This window comes from Laspinema sp. D2d (assembly GCF_025370755.1).
In the GTDB taxonomy this organism is placed as follows: domain Bacteria; phylum Cyanobacteriota; class Cyanobacteriia; order Cyanobacteriales; family Laspinemataceae; genus Laspinema.
The window spans coordinates 18,089-38,351 of sequence record NZ_JAMXFC010000049.1 but is presented as its reverse complement, the minus strand read 5'-3'; the positions used below and the strand labels follow the sequence as shown (position 1 = coordinate 38,351).

The 20,263-nt window shown below is 45.1% G+C and carries 21 protein-coding genes and 1 other RNA gene; 7 read left to right on the top strand and 15 right to left on the bottom strand.

The features are described from left to right. Positions 1-368: 368 nt before the first annotated feature. The 3 genes from NG796_RS23780 (at position 369) to NG796_RS23770 (ending at position 3,165) form a co-directional block, all read left to right on the top strand. A complete protein-coding gene (locus tag NG796_RS23780; protein WP_261209680.1) occupies positions 369-1,436 on the top strand; it encodes a mevalonate kinase in 1,068 nt (355 codons plus the stop codon). A gap of 78 nt (positions 1,437-1,514) precedes the next feature. Next, on the top strand, positions 1,515-2,408 hold the full coding sequence (locus NG796_RS23775) for a sugar phosphate nucleotidyltransferase (RefSeq protein WP_261209678.1): 894 nt from the start codon (positions 1,515-1,517) through the stop codon (positions 2,406-2,408). A gap of 79 nt (positions 2,409-2,487) precedes the next feature. Then, positions 2,488-3,165: a DUF2834 domain-containing protein gene (locus tag NG796_RS23770; RefSeq protein ID WP_261209676.1), complete on the top strand. Its 678-nt coding sequence runs from the start codon at positions 2,488-2,490 to the stop codon at positions 3,163-3,165. 98 nt (positions 3,166-3,263) lie between these two features. Here NG796_RS23770 and NG796_RS23765 read toward each other — a convergent pair whose 3' ends face one another. The 10 genes from NG796_RS23765 to NG796_RS23720 all read right to left on the bottom strand — a co-directional run bounded on the left by NG796_RS23765 (position 3,264) and on the right by NG796_RS23720 (position 11,446). Then, on the bottom strand, positions 3,264-3,689 hold the full coding sequence (locus tag NG796_RS23765) for a hypothetical protein (protein ID WP_261209674.1): 426 nt from the start codon (positions 3,687-3,689) through the stop codon (positions 3,264-3,266). Between the two features lie 33 nt (positions 3,690-3,722). Then, positions 3,723-4,094 carry a phasin family protein gene (locus tag NG796_RS23760; RefSeq protein WP_261209672.1) on the bottom strand — a complete coding sequence of 124 codons (372 nt, stop codon included), beginning with the start codon at positions 4,092-4,094 and terminating at the stop codon, positions 3,723-3,725. 91 nt (positions 4,095-4,185) lie between these two features. Next, positions 4,186-4,282, bottom strand: an RNA gene (gene ffs, locus NG796_RS23755) — signal recognition particle sRNA small type. A 79-nt stretch (positions 4,283-4,361) separates the two neighbouring features. After that, a complete protein-coding gene (locus NG796_RS23750) occupies positions 4,362-4,628 on the bottom strand; it encodes a YciI family protein (RefSeq protein WP_261209670.1) in 267 nt (88 codons plus the stop codon). Between the two features lie 109 nt (positions 4,629-4,737). Further along, positions 4,738-7,386, bottom strand: a complete 2,649-nt coding sequence (locus NG796_RS23745; RefSeq protein WP_261209669.1) for an AAA-like domain-containing protein — start codon at positions 7,384-7,386, stop codon at positions 4,738-4,740. A 21-nt stretch (positions 7,387-7,407) separates the two neighbouring features. After that, on the bottom strand, positions 7,408-8,025 hold the full coding sequence (locus NG796_RS23740) for a type IV pilin-like G/H family protein (RefSeq protein WP_261209667.1): 618 nt from the start codon (positions 8,023-8,025) through the stop codon (positions 7,408-7,410). A gap of 74 nt (positions 8,026-8,099) precedes the next feature. Then, a complete protein-coding gene (locus NG796_RS23735) occupies positions 8,100-9,035 on the bottom strand; it encodes an SPFH domain-containing protein (protein WP_261209666.1) in 936 nt (311 codons plus the stop codon). A gap of 51 nt (positions 9,036-9,086) precedes the next feature. Then, positions 9,087-9,650 carry an NfeD family protein gene (locus tag NG796_RS23730; protein ID WP_261209658.1) on the bottom strand — a complete coding sequence of 188 codons (564 nt, stop codon included), beginning with the start codon at positions 9,648-9,650 and terminating at the stop codon, positions 9,087-9,089. 103 nt (positions 9,651-9,753) lie between these two features. Next, positions 9,754-10,767: a PstS family phosphate ABC transporter substrate-binding protein gene (locus NG796_RS23725; protein WP_261209656.1), complete on the bottom strand. Its 1,014-nt coding sequence runs from the start codon at positions 10,765-10,767 to the stop codon at positions 9,754-9,756. 175 nt (positions 10,768-10,942) lie between these two features. Continuing rightward, positions 10,943-11,446 carry a hypothetical protein gene (locus tag NG796_RS23720; RefSeq protein ID WP_261209654.1) on the bottom strand — a complete coding sequence of 168 codons (504 nt, stop codon included), beginning with the start codon at positions 11,444-11,446 and terminating at the stop codon, positions 10,943-10,945. Between the two features lie 181 nt (positions 11,447-11,627). Here NG796_RS23720 and NG796_RS26505 point away from each other — a divergent pair, with 181 nt between their 5' ends. From NG796_RS26505 to NG796_RS23705, 4 genes are all read left to right on the top strand, one after another. Then, the gene (locus tag NG796_RS26505) at positions 11,628-12,170 is read left to right on the top strand and encodes a helix-turn-helix transcriptional regulator (protein ID WP_317619349.1); all 543 of its coding nucleotides are present in this window, start codon (positions 11,628-11,630) and stop codon (positions 12,168-12,170) included. Beyond that, positions 12,167-13,423, top strand: coding sequence for an AAA-like domain-containing protein (locus NG796_RS23715; RefSeq protein ID WP_317619348.1), 1,257 nt, complete (start codon positions 12,167-12,169; stop codon positions 13,421-13,423). The genes NG796_RS26505 and NG796_RS23715 overlap by 4 nt, the downstream gene beginning before the upstream one ends. A 75-nt stretch (positions 13,424-13,498) precedes the next feature. After that, on the top strand, positions 13,499-13,930 hold the full coding sequence (locus NG796_RS23710; RefSeq protein ID WP_261209653.1) for an acyl-CoA thioesterase: 432 nt from the start codon (positions 13,499-13,501) through the stop codon (positions 13,928-13,930). Between the two features lie 130 nt (positions 13,931-14,060). Beyond that, a complete protein-coding gene (locus tag NG796_RS23705) occupies positions 14,061-14,399 on the top strand; it encodes a hypothetical protein (RefSeq protein ID WP_261209652.1) in 339 nt (112 codons plus the stop codon). Between the two features lie 87 nt (positions 14,400-14,486). Here the strand turns inward: NG796_RS23705 and NG796_RS23700 are convergent, their stop codons facing one another. The 5 genes from NG796_RS23700 to NG796_RS23680 form a co-directional block, all read right to left on the bottom strand. Then, positions 14,487-15,806, bottom strand: coding sequence for a 2-succinylbenzoate--CoA ligase (locus NG796_RS23700; protein WP_261209651.1), 1,320 nt, complete (start codon positions 15,804-15,806; stop codon positions 14,487-14,489). A gap of 95 nt (positions 15,807-15,901) precedes the next feature. After that, complete coding sequence (locus NG796_RS23695) at positions 15,902-16,888, bottom strand: o-succinylbenzoate synthase (protein ID WP_261209649.1); 987 nt, start codon at positions 16,886-16,888, stop codon at positions 15,902-15,904. A gap of 103 nt (positions 16,889-16,991) precedes the next feature. Continuing rightward, positions 16,992-17,789 (bottom strand): 2-succinyl-6-hydroxy-2,4-cyclohexadiene-1-carboxylate synthase, encoded by a 798-nt coding sequence (gene menH / locus NG796_RS23690; RefSeq protein ID WP_261209647.1) that lies wholly within the window; start codon positions 17,787-17,789, stop codon positions 16,992-16,994. A 73-nt stretch (positions 17,790-17,862) separates the two neighbouring features. Beyond that, complete coding sequence (gene menA, locus NG796_RS23685) at positions 17,863-18,759, bottom strand: 2-carboxy-1,4-naphthoquinone phytyltransferase (RefSeq protein WP_261209645.1); 897 nt, start codon at positions 18,757-18,759, stop codon at positions 17,863-17,865. Between the two features lie 132 nt (positions 18,760-18,891). Continuing rightward, positions 18,892-20,259, bottom strand: a complete 1,368-nt coding sequence (locus NG796_RS23680) for a cytochrome P450 (RefSeq protein WP_261209643.1) — start codon at positions 20,257-20,259, stop codon at positions 18,892-18,894. Positions 20,260-20,263: the final 4 nt, after the last annotated feature.

Genomic DNA, 20,263 nt, shown 5'->3' with positions numbered 1-20,263 from the left:
CCCTTCCACTTCCAGTGAGCCTTCTGTTATGGTTTCCCATCTCAGGGAGTAGGGTCAAAAATGAGCGAACCGTAAGTTAATAGCATCCTTTCCAACTCCTTCTGAGGGAATTGCCAAATATAACCGATCTAAAGTTCTGAGTGCATATCAGCGATCGGTGGGGTTTCATTCGATTGCAATCATGCCATCAATATGCAGGGAGTATATAATTAGACTGATCCATTGGAAATCATTTCCCTGACTTGACTTAAATCCAGTTCATTGCATCAGGGTTCATTGATTTTGCCAAACCTGATCCAAACATCCTACAATTATCCCATTGCTGGTAATTTTTATAACTTGGGTTTTCCACCCTATCCAAAAAATCAATGAAAATGTTTGTTCCAGGTCGTCTTTGTTTATTTGGAGAACACAGTGATTGGGCCGGGGGATACCGAAGTATCAATCCTGCTCTCCACAAAGGATACACCCTTAGTGTCGGTACTAATCAAGGTATTTATGCTGAAGTCAAACCCCATCCAACCCATCTAATTCTTCACTCCTGTCTCACCGATGGCACTCGTAAAGAATTATTACAAATTCCAATGGAACGAGAACTATTGCTTGCCGAAGCAAAAAAGGGGGATTTTTTTAGTTACGCCGCCGGAGTTGCCTATCAAGCTCTGACCCTGTATCATGTCCAAGGGATAGAAATTGATAACTATCAAACCGATTTACCCATTCAAAAAGGGTTAGCATCCAGTGCAGCTATCTCCGTGCTTGTTGCCCGAGCTTTTAATCATTTGTACGAGTTAAAATTAACCCTGCGCGGTGAAATGGAATTAGCCTATTCCGGTGAAATTACTACCCCGTCTCGCTGTGGTCGTCTCGACCAAAGTTGTGCCTACGGGAACCGACCCGTGATGATGATGTTTGATGGACAACATATTAATATTATAGAACTCAAAAATTCCCAAGATTTATTTTTTGTAGTTGTTGATTTAGCCGCCTCTAAAAATACCCATGAAATTTTGAGCATTCTCAATCAATGTTATCCCTTTGCTACTAATGAAATCAAGCAAAGCGTTCATAAATATTTAGGAGAAATTAGCGCCCGAATTACTCAGGAAGCAGCCACTGCCTTAGAACAAGGGGATGCTGAGTCCCTCGGGGCTTTAATGAAGCAAGCTCAAACCGAATTTGACCGCCATTTAATTCGGGCCTGTCCCTCCCAATTAACCGCTCCAGTTCTGCACTCCCTTCTGAAACATCCTCCGCTGCAAAGCTTAATTTGGGGTGGAAAAGGCGTCGGTTCTCAAGGAGATGGGGCTGCACAATTTATTGTCAAAAATCAGGAGAATCAACAGCGCTTGATTGAAATAATTAAACGAGATTTCCCGAAAATGCAATGTTTGAAACTGGTGATTTCTTCCGCTTCCTCTGAAGTCATAGAATAAAGGAGGGGGAGATTTCTGCAACCTTTATAGTTCAGTTTTGACTGAGAGCATTGATGGCATTTTATGACGCATTTTAATATGAACCTATCAAATCATCGGATTCGCAAAGCAATTATTCCCGCCGCCGGATTTGGCACCCGCTTGTTTCCCGCCACGAAAGCTGTCAAAAAAGAATTATTGCCGATTATCGATCGCCAGGGTCGAGTCAAACCCACGATTTTAGCTATTGTGGAAGAAGCTATCACTGCCGGAATTGAAGAGGTAGCGATTATCGTCCAACCGGGTGACGGTCCCCTATTTGAAAATTTCTTCAAAACTCCTTTACCCCCTCATCATTATCACAAACTTTCTCCAGAAAATCAAGCTTATAGCCAGTATTTACAAGACTTAGGGGAGAAAATCACCCTACTCATTCAGGAAGTTCAGGAGGGGTATGGTCATGCGGTATTTTGCGCCAAAGACTGGGTAAATAATGAACCGTTCCTGCTATTTTTAGGAGATCATGTTTATTTATCAGAGATAGAACTCTCTTGTGCCAGCCAATTGATGGAGGTTTATAACCGGGTGGGAAAAAGTACCGTTGCCCTCACTGTAACCCCTGGGGAAGAAATTTATCACTGCGGTTGTGTGACGGGAAATTGGCAAGATTACGATGATATTTTATCCCTCACCCAAGTTTATGAAAAGCCGGATTTAGACTATGCTAGGAAAAATTTAACAGTAGAAGGATTAACAGGCGATCGCTTCTTAACGGTCTTTGGAATTTATGCCCTGACTCCCACAATATTTGATTATCTCGAAGCCAATATCCGCCATAATTTTCGAGAAAAAGGCGAATTTCAGCTTACCACTTGCCTAGAACAAGTGCGGCAAACTGAAGGAATATATGGGTATCCAATCAAAGGAAGGTGTTTCGATACAGGAATGCCAGATGCCTATTATCAAACCTTCATCGATTTTCGCCAGGGGTAAAATTTGTAGTGGATCCAACTCAGCCCGAGGGAGATTTGATACCATAGATAGGAACCTTAACAAAATTGACAAAACTCCGATGAGAAAACTTGGCTTGGGATTGATATGGATTGGACTCATTATTTATGCCTTTGGATTTGCACCCCCGGATGATACCACCGCCACTTTTAATTTAATTAAAAATCTCGTAACCGGAAAATGGGAGGGAATCAATCCCCTGATTATTGCCCTATTTAATATCATGGGAGTATGGCCGTTAATCTATAGCGCCGTCCTATTTTTAGATGGAAAAGGTCAAAAAGTTCCGGCATGGCCGTTTATCACTTTTTCCTTTGGAGTTGGCGCATTTGCCTTGTTACCTTATCTCGCTTTACGCCAGCCTAACCCCACTTTTTCGGGTGAGAAAAATTGGTTTTTAAAAGCAGTAGATTCTCGAATTTTCGGGGCGATCGCCGCTTTATCTGCCCTCATCTTACTCGGATACGGCATCACCCAAGGAAATTGGACGGATTACTTCTACCAATGGCAAACCAGCCGCTTTATTCACGTCATGACCTTAGATTTTTGCCTGCTTTGTCTCCTCTTTCCCACCATCCTCGGAGATGACATGGCGCGACGCGGGTTACACAGTCCCGTAATATTTTGGCTAGTCGCCTTAATTCCCCTATTAGGACCGGCATTTTATTTAGCCTTACGTCCCCCTGTTTCAGTCAGCGAGGAAGGGGTACAGATGAAGACTCCGGTTACTCAGGAATAGTATAGTAACGGCAGAATCAATTCTGCCGTGATTTCAGGCGATCGCCTCCGAAAAAACACAAAAGGCGCGATCGCCGCGCCTCCTGCTATTCATCCCAACTAGGACTCCCAGTCGGGACAGTCGCCTCCCGCTTCCCAGCCATAGGGATGCATCCCACAAACCAGTAAATTTCCCCCGTAAACCTGACCGTGATAGTTGTTACAGCCGATACAGGCTGAATATTTTTCCGCTGTGGGTTCCACGGATGACACAAACCCATTGGTGTCCGTGGGGAATTCATCTAGTCCTAAATACAGTTCAAAAAATGGATCAACTAACTCTTCAAAATATTGGTCGATTTCGGTGAAAATCGTTGTTTGTAATTCTTCGGCGAATTCTTCAGACAGTTCAATAATATCTGAAGAAAATCTTCCCAGAATATCAACGAATTCCTCGACCTCTTCCGTAACTTCTTGCAGAAAGCGATCCACTTCTTGTCCCGCTGTCTCTAACATTGTGAAAAATTCTTTCGGCCAATCTTCCATAACCCTTTGCCTAATGATTTCCGGAAGCAATCTCTATTCGTTTTGGAGTCGCCGTAGTTCATCCTGTAACGATTGTACCTGATCTCGCAGGTTATTCACCTCCGGAGGTTTTTCCGGGGCGGGTTCTTCATCGTCTTCTAAGATTTCAATGCGACGGGGTTCTCGTGGCGTTGTCGGTTCAGATTGGGGCTGCTTGATTTGCTGCTGGCCCTGTCTCATCATGTCTTCCACAAAGCGACGCGCTTCTTCCGTACTCATTTCGCCCCGTTCGACCATTTCATCGGCAAGTTTTTGGGCTTGGTCCCGCACTTCGGCTAATTTTCCGGTCGCTTTTTCGCCTGCATAAGACGCGATTCCCACTCCCAGATAAAATGCCTTTTGTACCATATCACCAAAACCAGGCATAGGCAGTATTGCTCCTTAGTCGCTGAGGTTACTGCTTCTAGGATAAGGCTAATCGAGGCGGAGTGACCACCAAAAAGCGGCACTAAAAAAAAGTGACCCGGATACCACGCCTGTCATAAGCATCCCGTATTGCTGCTACCTTCCGGTCCTGACAAGATTTGGGCGTTATGACCGCATGGGTCCAGGTCATTTACAACTATATCATTGTTCTCCGACTCTTGTCTAGGGGGTGGCAGAATATTTTTTTGATGTTGTGGTTTCGGCTAGTTATTCCACGACGATACACCATTGATAAAGGTCGTACTTGACGCAGCCATGTTTTACTAGAGGGTCCTCAGCGACGATTTGCTGGGCTTCTTCCATTGACTCTGCCTCAAATAGCAGCATTCCGCCTCCGCGTCGTTGCCAATAGCCGGTTTTGGCGTGATGTCCTTTGGCAATTAAATCTTCGACGTAGGCTTTATGGGCAGGAACGTAGCGATCAAAGATGGGTTTATCTACGATTCCTTGTTCTATCTTGACAAACCAGGGCATTGGCGGTCGCTATCAGGGGTTAGGGGTTAAATGGGATTGACCAGGGGTTCCCTAGAGTGCAGGTCATCGCAAATTTTAGCATTAAATGGGCGAGGGGTTGGCGTTGCCCTTAAGAACAGCGTTTGAGGAGGGTTGGGGTGAGGGGATGGGAAATTGAGCGATCGCGCCATAACTGGCAACCCTGATGCACTAAATCCTCCAGTTCCAGGTTCCAAATGATCGCCGTTCCATCGTCACTGGTGGAGGCTAATTCTCCCCCTTCTGGAGACCAGGATACATGAGTGATAGCTTTTTGATGTCCGCGTAAGGGCGTGAGAAAGCTGCCATCTCGGTTCCAGAGATTAACGGTCCCATCAGCAGTTCCGGTGGCAAGGGTTTGGGAATTGGGATGGAAATTGAGGCTAGTGACGGGGCTGGAATGTTGCAGAATACTTAATAGTTTACCATCACTTTCTCGCCAGAGTCTAACGGTTCTATCATTACTGGCGGAGGCTAATAATTGACCATCGGGACTGAAGCGAATAGCAACGATGCGATCGCGATGTCCTTCGAGAATATGAATTAATTTACCGTCGCTAGTTTTTCGCACAAATATCCGCTGATCGCTACTAGCAGAGGCGAGGGTTTTACCATTGGGTGAAAACATCACGGATAAAACTTGATCCGGATATCCTCTCCAGGTTTGCAGCAATTTTCCATCTTTGACCCGCCAAATTTTTACGGTGTTTTCTTCTGCGGTGGCGACTGACTTTGCTTTGGAACTAAAACTCACATCGGTGATCGGATGAGAATGAGGGAGGGTTAAGGGTAATTTTTCTCCGGTTGTTGTCCAGAATTGCAGGGGATGATTTGGGATAGTGACTGCGATGAGTTGGCGATTAGGACTGATAGCAATCCGGTGGATTGGACCGGAAATCTTGGATAAATTCAAGGCAAGGGTGTGATCGCGATTCCAGAGGGTAACGGTATGAGGAGTCGCTGTGACAAATCCCTGATGATTGGGGGTAAATTCCAGGGCGATCGCTGGGTGAGGAAGGAGAAGGCGATCGGGTTCGATGAAATTATAGATAGCCTGATGTAACCCTAGGGCGACGCGGAACTGAGTTGCGGAGTTGACGCCAATAAAGGCATTGAGTTGTTGGGCGGCTTCCAGGCTTTCTATCAGGGCAAATTCCGGTTTATTTTCGGTAATTAGGGCTTGAGAGAGTAAGGCCGTGCCATTAAGTTTAGTATGGGCTTTGTCAATGGAGTTGTTGACCCCAAACACGCCAATTAGAAAGGAAAAAATAGCAATCAATGCGCCACTTACTCCGATGATTCGTTGGGATAAGTTGTCCCGATACTCTTGAAGTTTGGCATCACTGATTTCCCGGAGGTTTTGTTCTTGAGTAAGTTCTTCTAATAATTGTTTTTCTCGATAAAGTTGCTGAATTTTGAATTCAGTTTGTTCCGCATTTTTGCGAAATTCACTGAATTCTGCTTCTTGACTGGCAGCTAAAAATTGATAATCGCGATCGCTCAAATTTTTCCCTTTGGCCCATTCACCAGCATCTTGTAAGGCTTTTCCTCTCAGTAAGCGAGAAGTATCCTGACAGTTGGATTGTAACCAAGCTTCCAATGCTTCAGCATAAGGACGTAAATCAAATAAAGATTTTTCCACCCAATGGGGGTTGAAAATGGCGGCATAGATAGGATTACTAATGATTAAGTTTCCGTCTACGATTCGGACTAAGCCCGATAAGCGTAATTCAGTTTGTTCGAGGCTATCATCGGGGGGAATTGCTTTGAATTGTAAGAGTTTTTGATAGCATCCCAATAAACGGCTGGCCCGCTGGGGGTTTCTCAGGAGGCGATCGCGGACCGTTCGCAAATGTGCCGGTTCGTCCCGAGATTCCCAATTGTAAATGATTTCGGTTTTAATTAACTGTTCAACCCATTCCGCTTCATTCCCTAACTGGGGTAAAAATTCGGGGTTCATTTTTCCCGAGGCAAGAACCAATTGACATAATTTTTGAGTTAAAAAAGGTTGTCCCCCGGTCCAATAGAGAATCTGTTGGAGGACCTCTTGGGGATTAGCCAAAATATCAGCTAATCCCCCCAGTAACGGATGAACTTCATGGAGTTGAAAGCCGGATAAATCAATAGCATGGCCGATATTAAAGGGGGTACGAGTGCGATCGCTAATTAAATCCGAGGGGGTGGCAACTCCCAAGAGGGCAAAAGTTAGGCGATCGTACTCTGAATTTTGCGATCGCTTATTATAACAAGACCGAATTAAAGCAAAAAAGTCTTCCAAAGATTCATTAACACTCAAAATACTATCAATTTCATCAATAAAAATCACAATCCGCTGAAAAACTTGACGCAATAACACCGTTTCAATGAGTTCACCCAACCGATGAACCGGAGAAATAGACTCCCGGTCCTGCCACCAAGTCATAAACTCCAAAGCATCTAATAAATTAAAATTGCTGGTGAGTTTATAGGCAACCCCTCCATACCATTGTTCGAGAGAAATCTGTTTACTACCAATGTCAGAAATATCAATTGTGGCACAGGCAACTCCATCAGCCGTTAGACGCTGAACGGTTCGCACCAGCAAGCTAGATTTTCCCATCTGCCGCGAATTAAGGACATAACAAAACTCGCTAGATTTTAGCTTGTTAAATAAATCATGGTCTGCTTTTCGGATCACATAAGTGGGGGAAAATTGCGGCAGACTTCCTCCGACTTGATACTGATAAATTGTATCATTCATAAGAATTGGGTTTGAGGAATTTTAATTCACAACTTTCATTCCTTGAGGGCAGTGAAAATCACCATTGTGAAAACCAGGCTGGAAACCTTCTTCCAGTACATAGGGGTAGGTGCTTTCACACAAGATAGAAAACAGGTCGATATCGCTTTTCATTTCATCAGAATCAGCAGTTGGATGAGGCTTTACCCAAACTATACCTAAATAGCTAGGGAGTGCATATTCCTTGCCTCGACGAGGAAAAATCCCCCAAATTTTACCCGGTTTGCGTTTAAAAACCTGGGGGTGAAGGGATATCCCATATTGAAAGGCAGCATGGTCTAAAATTTGGGTAGAACAGCGATAGTTTTGGGTTGGGGAACGAATCCCTATTTCTAAGGCTTCTAAAGACTTTGCAAACCTATCATGCTCTAAAAAATAAGCCTGTTGACCTCGGTTCATCGCCCCTACGCTATGGCGGGATTCCACAGATTTGGATCGATTCACGTTAGAAGAATCTGTAGATAAGAAAAAAATGAATACAACCCCCATTAATCCCAACAAAATTAAGTAGCCTAATCCTTTATCCCAGATTGAATCATCACCCTTAGCCATTGGGTCACTCATGGTTCGATCTACTCCAAATTGAAACTGAGGGAACAACAGAAAACCAAATCAGAGAATTAAGGATAGTTTTACCCCTAATTCTCCCGATTCTATCCCAACTTTTAGACTTGTCAAGACAAGTGCTTAATTTTGCCATTACTCTGCTGAGAGACGAGCGATCGCACCCCGTCTAAGGTGGCTGGAATTTGACGGGGGTCGGGGATAGTTCCTTTTCCCTCCCCACCCATTTTGAGGGATATATCCAGATAAGTTTGAGCTAATAAAAATTGCATCGCTTCCGTAGCGTAGGGGTCAGATTCTAGGGTTTTGGCGAGAGTGGAAACGGCTTCGGCAGTGCCTTTAGCATTCAGCACTTGTTGCTGTTGTTGCGCTTCTGCTTGCAAAAGTGCCGCTTGCTGCCTTGCTTTTGCTTGTAAAATTCGGGCCTCTGCTTCCCCTTTGGCATTATTAATCGCTGCTTCTCGTTGTCCTTCTGAAGTGAGAATTGCTGCTTGTTTTTTCCGTTCCGATGACATCTGCAATTCCATCGCTTCTCGCACGGATAAAGAAGGAATAATATCCCGCAATTCGACTCGGGTAACTTTGATTCCCCAAGGTTCTGTAGCGATATCGAGTTGCTGTAATAGTAATTCATTCACATCACTACGGGCCATAAAGGTTTGTTCTAGTTTTAATTTGCTCATTTCTGAGCGAATTAAGGTGGTAACCAAAGTGACCATTGCAGACTGAAGGTTCTTGACCTTATAATAAGCTTTTTCAATGTTTAAAATCCGCCAATAAACCACGGCATCTACGCTAATTAAAACGTTATCCCGGGTCATACAGGTTTGAGGCTGAATATCCAGAAATTGTTCGCGATTGGTTTCTTGATAGGCGACTTGTTCCAGAAACGGAATCATAAAATTGAGTCCGGGTTTGAGTTTTTTGCCATCATATTTACCCAGGGTTTCCACTAAAGCCTCATCCCCTTGTTTGATAATTTTAACGCTACCAGCTAAAGAGGTTCCGGTTACGGCGAGAAAAATGAAAAATAAGGTTTCGTACATGATAAAACTCCTGATGGGTTGAACTGAAGGGATGAACGAAATGTATAAAGCCTAAGAATGAAAAAGCTGTTGAGGAATGACGATGAGGGTGTTGCCTTCGCAGCGTAAGACGTACACTTTTTGGTTGGCGGCGATCGCCAAGTCCCGAACATCACATTGTGCGGGCCAGGAACTGCCTTCATAGAGGACTCGCCCGACTTCCCCGGGTAAGATAGGGGATAGGGTTTTCGCTTCGGTTGCATCCGGAACGGCGATCGCCCTTTTGCCTTGGATAAACATTGGACGTAACCAAATCACCGAAACCGTAGATAATCCCATCCAATACAGAACCTGCCACTTAAACCGAACCACCATCAGTACCCAGGAGAACCCCAGAACCATAATCAGGGCTGTAATTCCCATACTTAAGGCGATCGCCTTATATTTATGACCAAAATATTTTCGGACTACTAACTCAATCGCACAAAAGCTCACACCCGTTACCCCCCAAAATAGGGGCCTTAACCAGCTAGGGGGACTTACAGGCATCGGCAACAAAGCATATAGACTCATTGTTGCACTCTGTATCGGCATGGTTAGTAGGGCGATCGCAGAAAAATCGGTTACCACTGGCATTTCCTCCGAACTCGATTCGCTGTCTTTCTCATTACATCCGGGGATGAACTGAGATCCACACTGAGTTGTTTGAGTTCTCTTCGAGTTTCTATCGACTTCGGTTTTAGCGTAAACTCACAAATCCCGCTTTCCTAATTAATTCTTGTCCCTGTTCGGTTAACAAAAATTTGGCATAAGTCTCCCCCGCTTGTTGGTCAATTTGCCCATTTTCTTTCACCACAACCACCAATCGCCGACTCCAAGGATATTCCCCCGTTCTAAATACATCTAAATTGACTTCATTGCGCCGCTGAGGACATTCCGACACGGGAACAAAGGGCAATTTATAAGGCGCGACAAAGTTATTAGCAGTCCGTCCCACAGGTAAGGGTTTTACCATACATTGAGACACCAGCAAGGGTGCAGAAGCCCAATAAATTCCCCCGGGATTTGAACCGACTCCCCTTAATGCTTCAGTAGTTGTGGCGGTTAAAATAATGTTGGAATCGGCAGGGTCTCGGTCGATTTTGCCGTAGGGTTGAATTTTTAAATCCGGTCCACCCACTTGATTCCAATTGGTAATTTCTCCCGCATAAATCCCATCAAATTGCTCGATTGTGATTCCAGAAATGGGTAATGAGGGATGAACCACGATCGCAATTCCATCAATGGCGACCGGAATTTCTTTCAGAGTAAATCCTCTATCCCGGGCTTTTTGATATTCCCCATCGGAAATGGGTCTCGCCGACATTGCAAAAGTGAGTTGATTATCTAATAACATTTGAATCCCGGTTCCCGAACTCGGTGCACCTCTGAGGGGGTCAGTATAGCGGAGTTGAAATTGCGGCCAAACTGTTTGAATTGCGGGGTCTACGGCAACTCGAATGGATACCCAAGTGGTACTCCCGCCATGACTAAATAATCCTCTAGGAACGTTCTGGACTTCTGCTAGAGTTTCGGGGTAAGATTCTCCTTCAGGATTAACAATTCCCTGGGACGGGGTAGGATTTTCTGAGTCCGTCAAGACCCTTATTCCCCCATCTAACTCTTTCGTTAGCCACCAGACAGAGGCACCCATCAACCCAAGGGCGATTACTAGGGCTATAATTAGTATGGTTGTTTCTTTTTTTGCAGACATCGATTTCTAATTGACCCATTTTTTTGAGTTTATTATATCAGAAAATTCAGGTGCTAATTCTCCTAAAATATTTAATTTTCTTTAAGCAACTACTCCAGGAGGTTGGAATCGCTGTCTAGCATACCGCCGGACCTGACTAAAGTTATGACGTTGAATCCCTCATAACCCCTACTTTTTATCCTTTGAATAAATTGGGCTGGGGTAAACCTAAAAAAGCGCGAATAAGATGGGCAGTTTCTTGATGAGTTTGCCAAGTGGAACTCACCCCCTCTAACGGGAGAAATTCATCATTTTTTAAAAAGAAAACAATCTGAAAGTCTAGGGGAATATCTCCGTCCCACCGGCGAGATTCTATTAAAACATCCCGGATCTCAGCAAGAGAATATTCGATTTGTTTAGAAAAAATCCCTCGATGGTACTTGAGAATCAGGCGATCGCACTGTTTATCTAGGGTACAAGTTACCACAGATCCCCAGCAAACGAGGGTAAAATTTCCAATCGCAATGGTTAACAAGAACAGTAACGGTATCCACCACAGATGAAAAATCCAGGTTAACAAAGAACCAACTACCAACACCAAAAACGGCAGTCCGAGGATCAAACTACTGGCAATTAGCCAGACGAAATAAGGGCGATGTCGGAGTTTTAATTGAGTTGCGGTTTTTTCAACAACAATCATCTCATGTACCTGTTCTTTGATCTCACAGAGGGGAACCGTCCTCTTGGGCTGTACTGTCTTTCATTCTAGGGATTCCCTTTGCGAGTAGCCCTCTGAGTTATTTGAGACTTTATCGAGTTCTCATCGACTTTAGGAACACTGGCGTTTAAAATCAGGATGGTGTCTTCTGGTTGTCGCCATTATGCCCCGATCGCTTAAAGTCCGTCCTTCCTGTATTTCTAACCTCAAATCCTCGTTATTACGTCATGGGTTTCCCAGTCAAAAAATCTTGGCAGAAGAGTTAGGGTTCGCCCAATCCACAGTCAGTAATTTCCTGAATGGTAAACCCGTCGATTTTGCGAATTTTATCGAACTTTGTCGGGTTTTAGCGCGAGAATGGCGGGATATTGCAGATTTTGAAGATAACTCTTTACCCCTACCGGAATCTCCCCATGCTTGGAAAATTTTAATTAGCGATCGCTCTAATTCTTCGGTTCTCCCCCTTCAATTTTACCATGCGTTGAGCACTGCCGGTCATGAGGTAGTTTTCCCTCAATCAACCTTGAACGGAAAAACTTCTCTGCAAGACTATACTCTCCCCCTGGAACCCTTTGATTATTTACTTTTACTCTTATCTCCCGGGACGGTGATGAGCGAATTAGTCTTAGAACAGGTCAGGCAAGCGCGGGAATTGCAGAATATTAACCCACCAAAGCTGGCATTTTACCCATTTATTTCGCTGTGAATACCGCCCCTTATTTACCCTTTGAATTGCAGCAGTTGTTAACAGGAATTCAAGTGTGGCAATGGCGGGATGAAGGGGATACAAACCCACTAATTTCTGACTTAATTGCGATTTTGGAGGAAGGGCGGACTTCTCTGGGTTCCGGCTATCCTTGGGCAATACCTGGGCTAACCTTGACTCCTCCAAAACAGGCGATCGCCTGGGAGATTCCGCTTCCCGTCGCCCCGCCGGAATTGCCGGAAGGACAAGTAGAAATTGCTTCTACCTTTTATATGAATCGCCCTCCGATTGAATCTCGTTGTTATGAAACTATCACTCAACCGGGGGCATTAATCCGCATTAAAGCCCCCCGACAAATGGGAAAAACCTCATTAATGGCCCGGATTCTTCATCATGCAGAACAAGAAGGTGCGCAAACTGTAGCGGTGAGTTTACAGCTTGCCGATCGCCGCGTCTTTAGCAGTTTAAATACATTCTTACAGTGGTTTTATGCCAGCGTTAGCTTGGAGTTGGACCGATTAGATTTAGACCGATTGGCAAAGTATTCTCAATTAGCCGAGGCGATCGGTAGTAACCAAAGTTGCAAGGCTTATTTTGAGCAATATTTACTCCCCGAACTAAACGGACCCTTAACCCTAGGATTAGATGAAGTCGATCGCCTATTTGAATTTCCGGAGATTGCCGATGACTTTTTTGGCTTATTGCGATCGCTACATGAAGAGGCTAAACGGCGAGATATTTGGAAACAGTTCCGCTTGATTGTCGTATATTCCAGCGAAGTTTACATCCCCTTAGATGTGAACAAATCCCCCTTTAATGTTGGATTACCCATAGAATTAACCGAATTTACTCCCGCCCAAGTTGGGGAATTAGCCCAACGACACCATCTCAACTGGCATACCAATCAAGTGGAAACATTAATGGAATTAGTGGGAGGACATCCTTATCTAGTGCGATTAGCCCTCTATCATATTGCCCGCAAAGATGTGACCCTGACTCAATTGGTGCAAGAATCACCAACGGAAACGGGATTATATGGGGATCACTTGCGTCGGCATTTGTGGAATTTAGAAAAATATCCACCTCTCACCCAAGCCATGAAAGCGGTAGTTTGTCAGGTAGATCCAGTCCGCTTGCCTGCGGAACAGGGGTTTAAATTACAGAGTATGGGATTAATCAAAATGACGGGCAATGATTGCACTTCCAGATGTCGGTTATATGCGGAGTATTTTGGCGATCGCCTTAAAGATTAAAACTTATTGGGGATCTGGAAAAACGGGGACGGCGATCGGCTATTCTGGATGCCAATGCTTTCCGTGAAACTGTCCATGCCCTTTTTTTACTCCCGTATAATTCGCTTTGCTGATACCGATGCTGCTGGGGTCGTCTATTTTGCCAATCTTCTCTCCATCTGCCATGAAGCCTATGAGGCATCCCTGATAGCAACGGGAATTGAATTACGCACTTTTTTTAATAACCCTAGGGCTGCCATTCCCATTGTTCATGCCGATATTGACTTTTTTCAGCCCCTGTTTTGTGGGGAGGAAGTAGCGATCTCCTTAACCCCTCACGCCCTCACTGGCGATCGCTTTGAAATTACCTACTTAATCCAGGCTGCCTCAATGCCTACAGAACGTCCTTTGGCAAAAGCGCGAACCGAACACGTTTCCATTGATCCCCAATCCCGAACCCGCCAACCCCTACCGTCAGCCATGATTCACTGGATCGAGAGTTGGTCTGACTCAGGTAAAAATTTTTAAAGATTTACAAAAATTTGTAAATCTTAATACTGTTTTAATCAAAGTTTAATATTATAACTATATCTCAATAAGAACACCGTGGACTCGACCGAGCGCCCACGATACTTTCCTTGTAGAACACTTAGCAATAATGAAAATCGAACAGGAACTTTACGAACAGATTCGGCAATTAGGCTATTGGGACCGGACCGATCGCATTAACGAGAGTAACGAGAGTCAGCCTTTAGCAAGGGCCTGGTCAAATCCGAACACCACCGCTGCCCCAGAAACGATGTTTCAAATTGTCTGGTTACTCAGTTCGAGTAAAAGGCGGCAACGACTTAACCCGATTGATGTGCGAATTTTAGATCGGGCGGCTGCGGATTTGGCTTACGATCGGACAATTGTGCCGTCTAATCAGTCTTATGTAAAATATCTTTGGGAACAGGTTTATCACATGGAATTTCCCCATGTGATGCGTGAGGGTTAAGACCATTCCCTTGATTCAAAAGAGCCTTTAATTTCACTTGGAAACCTGAATATTGAGTTTGAAATAGGTTTCTTTTGACGGTATCAACTACTGAAGTTTGAGTTGAATTAAGACCATTTCTTGAACCCTACTGCGGGAGATTTTTCCGCGATTGTTCCGAGGTAACCTGTCTATTTGTACCCAATATTTCGGACGCTTAAAGGGTGATAAGGTATCAGTGAGTAACGAGGCGATCGCCTCTGATTCGACGCCGCCCTTGGGAACGTAAACCGCTGTCACCACTTGACCCCAATCCTGATCCGCTACGGCGATCGCACAAACATCTTCAACCAAACCCGTCCCCAGAATCGCCGCCTCCACTTCTGCCGGATAAATATTTTCACCCCCACTAATAATTTTATCGCTGTGGCGTCCTACCACAGTTAAATACCCCCCTTCATCGATGAACCCCAAATCATCGGATTGAAACGAGTTAAACCCAAAGGCAACATTGTCTCCCGGATAATATCCCTTCGCCAGAGAATCAGCTTGGATGGTAATCATCCCCGTTTTACCGACTTCTAACGCTTCCCCGGCAAGATTTTTAATTGTAATTTGGGCATGAGGCAACACCCGCCCACAACTCTGATTTCCTGCTAGAAAATCCGCTGGTTTGAGAGTGACAATTTGGGAAGCAGTTTCCGTCATACCGTAGGTGAGAGAGAGGGGAATTTGATAATATTTTGCCCGTTTCAACAATTCCGGCCATGCCGGTGCGCCCCCTAACAAAACTGTCTGAAATTTCGATAAATAATGGGCAGATTGGGGATTATTTAAAAGTCTATTTAATTGAGTTGGAACGAGGGAAATAAAAAACTCTTTGGGGTTGATGTGGGTTGCAGTTTCCTCTACAATTGTTTTATAATCTAAAAGATTGACAAACGTTCCTCCGGTGGTAAAAGACCGGAGAAATTGCATCAACCCGCTGACATGAAATAGAGGTAAAACACAGCAGGAGTTAACCCGAGGGAGTTGGAAATACTGGGTAAATCCAGCTACCGATGCCATTAAAGTTTCCCAAGTATGAATAGCAAAGCGCAGGCGACCCGAGGAACCCCCGGTTGGAATCATAATTCCCGAAGGGATAGTATCCTGGGGATTTTGACAAGCCTTTCCGGGAAAGTCCTGTCCCTGATGCCAAATGCGATCGGGTTGAATCTGTTCGATTGCCGATCGCCATTCGCTATCCACCCAGTTGGGATTCCCTAAAAATAGAGGACAATCGGCGGCAACCGCTGCAATAAAACCGGCTAAAAATCTTACGGGGTCTCGTTCTGCCAGCAACAAAGTTTGGGGAATTTTCTGCTGGGTTAATTGGGAAAAAAACTGCAAGGCAGTCGTCCCTAAATCTCCCCTCTCTTCCTCCATCCAGCTTATTAAATCAGATTTTTGCCAACTGAAACAGGGCGGCTGATGGGGGATAGGTGCTCGGTTAATTGGGGGGAATGTTACTGAGAAAAATTCTACCATAAGAGTTCTAAAGCCTTCTCGGATTCCAATAAATGGTCTACCCCAAATCCGAGGGCGCGATGGCTGATGGGCTGAATTTCTGCTGCTAATTTCAGAACCGTCTTTCTGCCAATTTCTGTCTCAAATACTGAAGAAAAAACTGCATCAATCTGGTGTAAATGGCAAAATTGCCGCAATTCCGAGGGAGAACCAGCAATACAGGGTTTAATCACATAAATTCCCAACCACCCTTGGCGATAAACTGATTGCATTTGTGGCAAAGTAGCGACAGATTCATCTAAAGCGATCGCCGTGGAAAAGCGAGTTCCCAACCCCACCATCGCCTCCAACTCCGTTACCGGCAGAGGTTGTTCCAGATATTCAATGATTTCCCCAAGTTGATCACAGATTTTTAGCCATGCTTCCGCCTCTGCCAAACTGAGTCCCCCATTGGCATCCAGGCGAAGGGAAACAGGGTGATCGCCCGCCCCTTGCTGCAACGCGAGAACCAGTTCCTGTAAAATCCGGACTTCTCGCTGGAATGGCAAAACGCCAATTTTCCATTTAAACGTTCGATATCCTTGCATCCAGAGGATTTGACGCCCGAGTAAAGCCCCTTCCCCCCCAGGTAACAAGCCGCTATAGTTTGAATTGGATGCGGGAGTTTTATCTTCTGAAAAAGCCGATTTGAACTGTGTTTTTAAGGTGGCTGATTCCCAGGCTGATTCTAAGCCAAATTGGCAAGCGGGTAAGTTCGGAGGAATTGAAAAAATTGTGCGATCGCTAATGACATCCGGCAGATTACGACAATAGTCTAAAGCTTCTAAAAACGTTTCCGAACCAAACCATCCGATGGGTGCAATTTCACCAAACCCGATCTTTCCATTATCAGCAGTTAGGCGCAGGATAATTCCCTCCCGAATTTCCCAAGTCCCGTGACTGGTTTGCAGAGGGCGTTTAAACTTGCGTTCATAGGGACGAAACTCAAATTTATAATTCATAATATGATCCGGTTGCCATGAAAGAGGGAGGAAATTATCAGCCAGTGGGGAATAGTTATTCTATCCGTTTCACCGAACCCCTCCTCATGAAGGGGTGCTCACCCTAACCTGAAAAGAATTTTATCACTGATTTGAGATAGACCGATGGATTTTCCCAATGGATCGTATGCCCGCTATCGGGGATAATTTCCAGTTGGGCAACAGGACAGACTTGGGTAATTTTGTGATTAATTTCTTGGAATTTATGATCCCATTCTCCCACCAGTAACAGCAGGGGAACGGGATGAGAGGGCAGCATTTCCCAGAGGGAGGGTTGACTGCCGCTTCCCATCTGTCGCAGGGAAATTGCTAAGAGTTGGGGTTGATTTTGCAAGCGATTCTGGAAGAGGCGATCAAAGTTGGGATGATGGCGAACCGAATCAAACAAGGGTTGCTGATACCACTGGCTTAAAAATGAGTAAAAATCCTGTGTTTCCAACTGTTGGGCGAGAATTTCATCCTGATAACGACGTTGCGATCGCGCTTCCGCAGACTGCAACCCGGGTGAAGCCGATTCTAAAATCACTTTTTCAAAACGTTCCGGGAAATGCAGGGTTAAATACAATGCCAATCGCCCTCCCATCGAATATCCCAGTAAATAACACCGGACAATTTCTAACTCATTTAATAACTGAATTAACCCTTGGGCTGTCTGAGGAATTTGATAACAGTCATCTCCCCCCCAAATCTGAGTTTTCCCATGTCCCGGTAAATCCACTGTCACACAGCAAAATTTATCCAAGAGATGCTGAATTAATTCGGAAAAATTATCACCTTTACCCATAAAGCCATGCAACAATAGAATGGAAGGGTTTTGGGTATTTCCGAAAATTTTATAATGAAATTCATACAAACTGGACATTTTTATTGTTATGAAGGGAACGGCAAAACCGTCCCCCACTCCTATTTAAAAATTAGATAGCTGGAAAATTTCTTTAGAGAATAAATCCCAGTCCTAACAATAACCCACTCCAAAAATGAACAGCGATCGCAATAAATTTGCAGTTACTCACTTTTTCCGGACTGTCATGATAAGTGGCAACATGACGGCAGAGTTTCAAACTCGCAGGCAATCCCGCAAAACTGAGTAACGTCCAAACCGGGAAACTACCCAGGGCAACCAAAACCCCTGTAATCGCGAAAATACTCCCACAAAACCAGGGTAAGAGTTGAGCACCCCGAAGAGTCCCCATGCGAACCAAAGGCGATCGCTTCCCGGCGGCTAAATCATCCTCAACTTGGTGAAAATGGGAACAAAATAACACCAACGTTGTTGCAATTCCTACCACAATTGAAACCAATAAACTCAGACTGGACCAACTCTGAACCTGGCTATAATAAGCCGCCGAAACCCCCAGAGGACCAAAGGCAAAAAAACAGAGAAATTCCCCCAATCCTTGATAGCCAAGCCTAAACGGGGGACCTTGATACATATAGCCCAAGAAACAACAAAGCAGAATTAACCCCAGAACTGTTAAATCTCGTTGCCACCAACAAACTGCCCCAATTCCTAAAATACCTAGGCCTAAACAGAGATTGCCCGACCAAAAAATCAAAGATTTATTTCCGGTTAAATTGACTAAAGAATGATACTTTTTCTTGTCAATTCCTGTGTCGGAATCAAATACATCATTGCTAAGATTTTCCCATGCCAAAATTAAAATGGCCGAACTAATAAAGGTAGAAAATATCGACCAGTTCAGGGAATGATGCTCATACCAAGCCACCGCAGTTCCCACCCAAATTGGCATGATGGCCACACTATACATGGGAGGTTTAATAGCAGCTAACCATAACTTGTAATTCGAGGGCTGAATGGTCTGAGTTGTCATTGATTATTCCTATTATTCTTCCAACCAGCCCCATCATTTTACGATGGAGGATAGAAAAGTCTGAGAGGATGAAATAAAAATTAAGAATTAAAAAGAACAACCCCACCCCCTCACGAGGTGTAGGGTCGGACCCTATCCCATCGCTGGGGACAAAGCAGCCGATCGCCTCTGTTTGACAACCAATTGAAAATTAGCCGAAGGGACAAAGGTAATCCCGCGACGGTGAGGGCGAATCGGTCCTTTATCGCAGAGGGCCAATTCATAGCGGGAGAGGACCGTTGCCAGGACCAACTTCATCTCGTACATTGCTAGGGCCATGCCAATACAACTGCGACTCCCCCCGCCAAAGGGAAAATATTCATAGGGTGAAAACTTGCGATCGCAAAACCGCTGAGGCTTAAATGCTAAGGGTTCCGGATACACCTCCGGACGCCGATGGGCTAAATAAATGCAGGGAACCAACACGGTCCCCGGGGCAAATTCATACCCCTGAATTTCTACCGATTCCTTGACTACCCGAGGTTGAGAAATCAAGGCGATCGGATACAGACGCAGGGCCTCTTGACAAACCGCTTGCAGAAAGGGCAATTGCGCCACTGCCATCGGGTTGGGGTAACTCCCGAGACTATCGAGTTCCGCCACCAATTGCGATCGCACCTCAGAATCCTGATGAATCCAATAAAAGGCCCAAGTTAGGGCCGATGCCGTCGTATCATGACCCAACAACAGCAGAGTAATCAACTGATCGCGCAATTCCGCATCTCCCATCCCCTTTCCCGCTTCATCTTGCGCCGACATCAGCATAGAAAGGACATCACTGCCATCGGTTTGACCCCGGCGATCGCGAATTTCGGCATAAATTAACGCGTCAATTTGCTGCTGTTGCCGCAGAAATTTTCCCCAAGGACTCCAGGGACCCAAATCTTGCTGTAACGGATTCCAAAAAAATTGCACCGAGTTGAGGGTGGAGTTCACCGACTCTAAAAAGGGCTCAATCAGGAGTTCAAGTTGGTGGGCTCGTTCCCCAGGGTTCATGCCAAACACCACCCGCAAAATGGTTTTTAGCGAAATCGACGACAGGGCCTGACGTAGGTTGAGATTAGAACCCGGTTGCCAATGGGCGATCGCCTCCGAGGTGATATCACAAATCTGGTTGCCATACCCTTGCAACCGTTCCCCATGTAAAGGCGGCATCAAAAGCTGACGGGTCCCTTGATGCTTGGCCCCATCCTGCATAATCAGGGATTGGGACCCAGTGAGGGGGCGAAAGGGGTCCGTAATTTTCCCTAACTCAAACGCCCCTGCTGCCGAGGTAAAAATCTGTTGAATCCCTTCTGGATGACTCAAAAACACCACCGGGGGAGAGTTTCCCCCTAATAAATGCAGGGTGAAAGGGTCACCATAGCGACTGGCATTCCGTTCCAGATAGGCGATCGGATTGGCAATCATTTGTAGCGATTGCAGAAAAAACGGTACCCTAGGGCCTGCTGGCAACTTCATCGAA

What these genes read in the sequence shown, in the direction of transcription:
- NG796_RS23735 (WP_261209666.1), bottom strand. Translation starts at nt 9,035, where the DNA reads ATGTACGAAACCTTATTTTTCATTTTTCTCGCCGTAACCGGAACCTCT.
- NG796_RS23770 (WP_261209676.1), top strand. Translation starts at nt 2,488, where the DNA reads ATGAGAAAACTTGGCTTGGGATTGATATGGATTGGACTCATTATTTAT.
- NG796_RS23680 (WP_261209643.1), bottom strand. Translation starts at nt 20,259, where the DNA reads ATGAAGTTGCCAGCAGGCCCTAGGGTACCGTTTTTTCTGCAATCGCTA.
- NG796_RS23710 (WP_261209653.1), top strand. Translation starts at nt 13,499, where the DNA reads ATGCCCTTTTTTTACTCCCGTATAATTCGCTTTGCTGATACCGATGCT.
- NG796_RS23765 (WP_261209674.1), bottom strand. Translation starts at nt 3,689, where the DNA reads ATGGAAGATTGGCCGAAAGAATTTTTCACAATGTTAGAGACAGCGGGA.
- NG796_RS23705 (WP_261209652.1), top strand. Translation starts at nt 14,061, where the DNA reads ATGAAAATCGAACAGGAACTTTACGAACAGATTCGGCAATTAGGCTAT.
- NG796_RS26505 (WP_317619349.1), top strand. Translation starts at nt 11,628, where the DNA reads ATGCCCCGATCGCTTAAAGTCCGTCCTTCCTGTATTTCTAACCTCAAA.
- menH (WP_261209647.1), bottom strand. Translation starts at nt 17,789, where the DNA reads ATGTCCAGTTTGTATGAATTTCATTATAAAATTTTCGGAAATACCCAA.
- NG796_RS23700 (WP_261209651.1), bottom strand. Translation starts at nt 15,806, where the DNA reads ATGGAGGAAGAGAGGGGAGATTTAGGGACGACTGCCTTGCAGTTTTTT.
- NG796_RS23760 (WP_261209672.1), bottom strand. Translation starts at nt 4,094, where the DNA reads ATGCCTGGTTTTGGTGATATGGTACAAAAGGCATTTTATCTGGGAGTG.
- NG796_RS23775 (WP_261209678.1), top strand. Translation starts at nt 1,515, where the DNA reads ATGAACCTATCAAATCATCGGATTCGCAAAGCAATTATTCCCGCCGCC.
- NG796_RS23750 (WP_261209670.1), bottom strand. Translation starts at nt 4,628, where the DNA reads ATGCCCTGGTTTGTCAAGATAGAACAAGGAATCGTAGATAAACCCATC.
- NG796_RS23725 (WP_261209656.1), bottom strand. Translation starts at nt 10,767, where the DNA reads ATGTCTGCAAAAAAAGAAACAACCATACTAATTATAGCCCTAGTAATC.
- NG796_RS23780 (WP_261209680.1), top strand. Translation starts at nt 369, where the DNA reads ATGAAAATGTTTGTTCCAGGTCGTCTTTGTTTATTTGGAGAACACAGT.
- NG796_RS23720 (WP_261209654.1), bottom strand. Translation starts at nt 11,446, where the DNA reads ATGATTGTTGTTGAAAAAACCGCAACTCAATTAAAACTCCGACATCGC.
- NG796_RS23730 (WP_261209658.1), bottom strand. Translation starts at nt 9,650, where the DNA reads ATGCCAGTGGTAACCGATTTTTCTGCGATCGCCCTACTAACCATGCCG.
- menA (WP_261209645.1), bottom strand. Translation starts at nt 18,759, where the DNA reads ATGACAACTCAGACCATTCAGCCCTCGAATTACAAGTTATGGTTAGCT.
- NG796_RS23695 (WP_261209649.1), bottom strand. Translation starts at nt 16,888, where the DNA reads ATGAATTATAAATTTGAGTTTCGTCCCTATGAACGCAAGTTTAAACGC.
- NG796_RS23745 (WP_261209669.1), bottom strand. Translation starts at nt 7,386, where the DNA reads ATGAATGATACAATTTATCAGTATCAAGTCGGAGGAAGTCTGCCGCAA.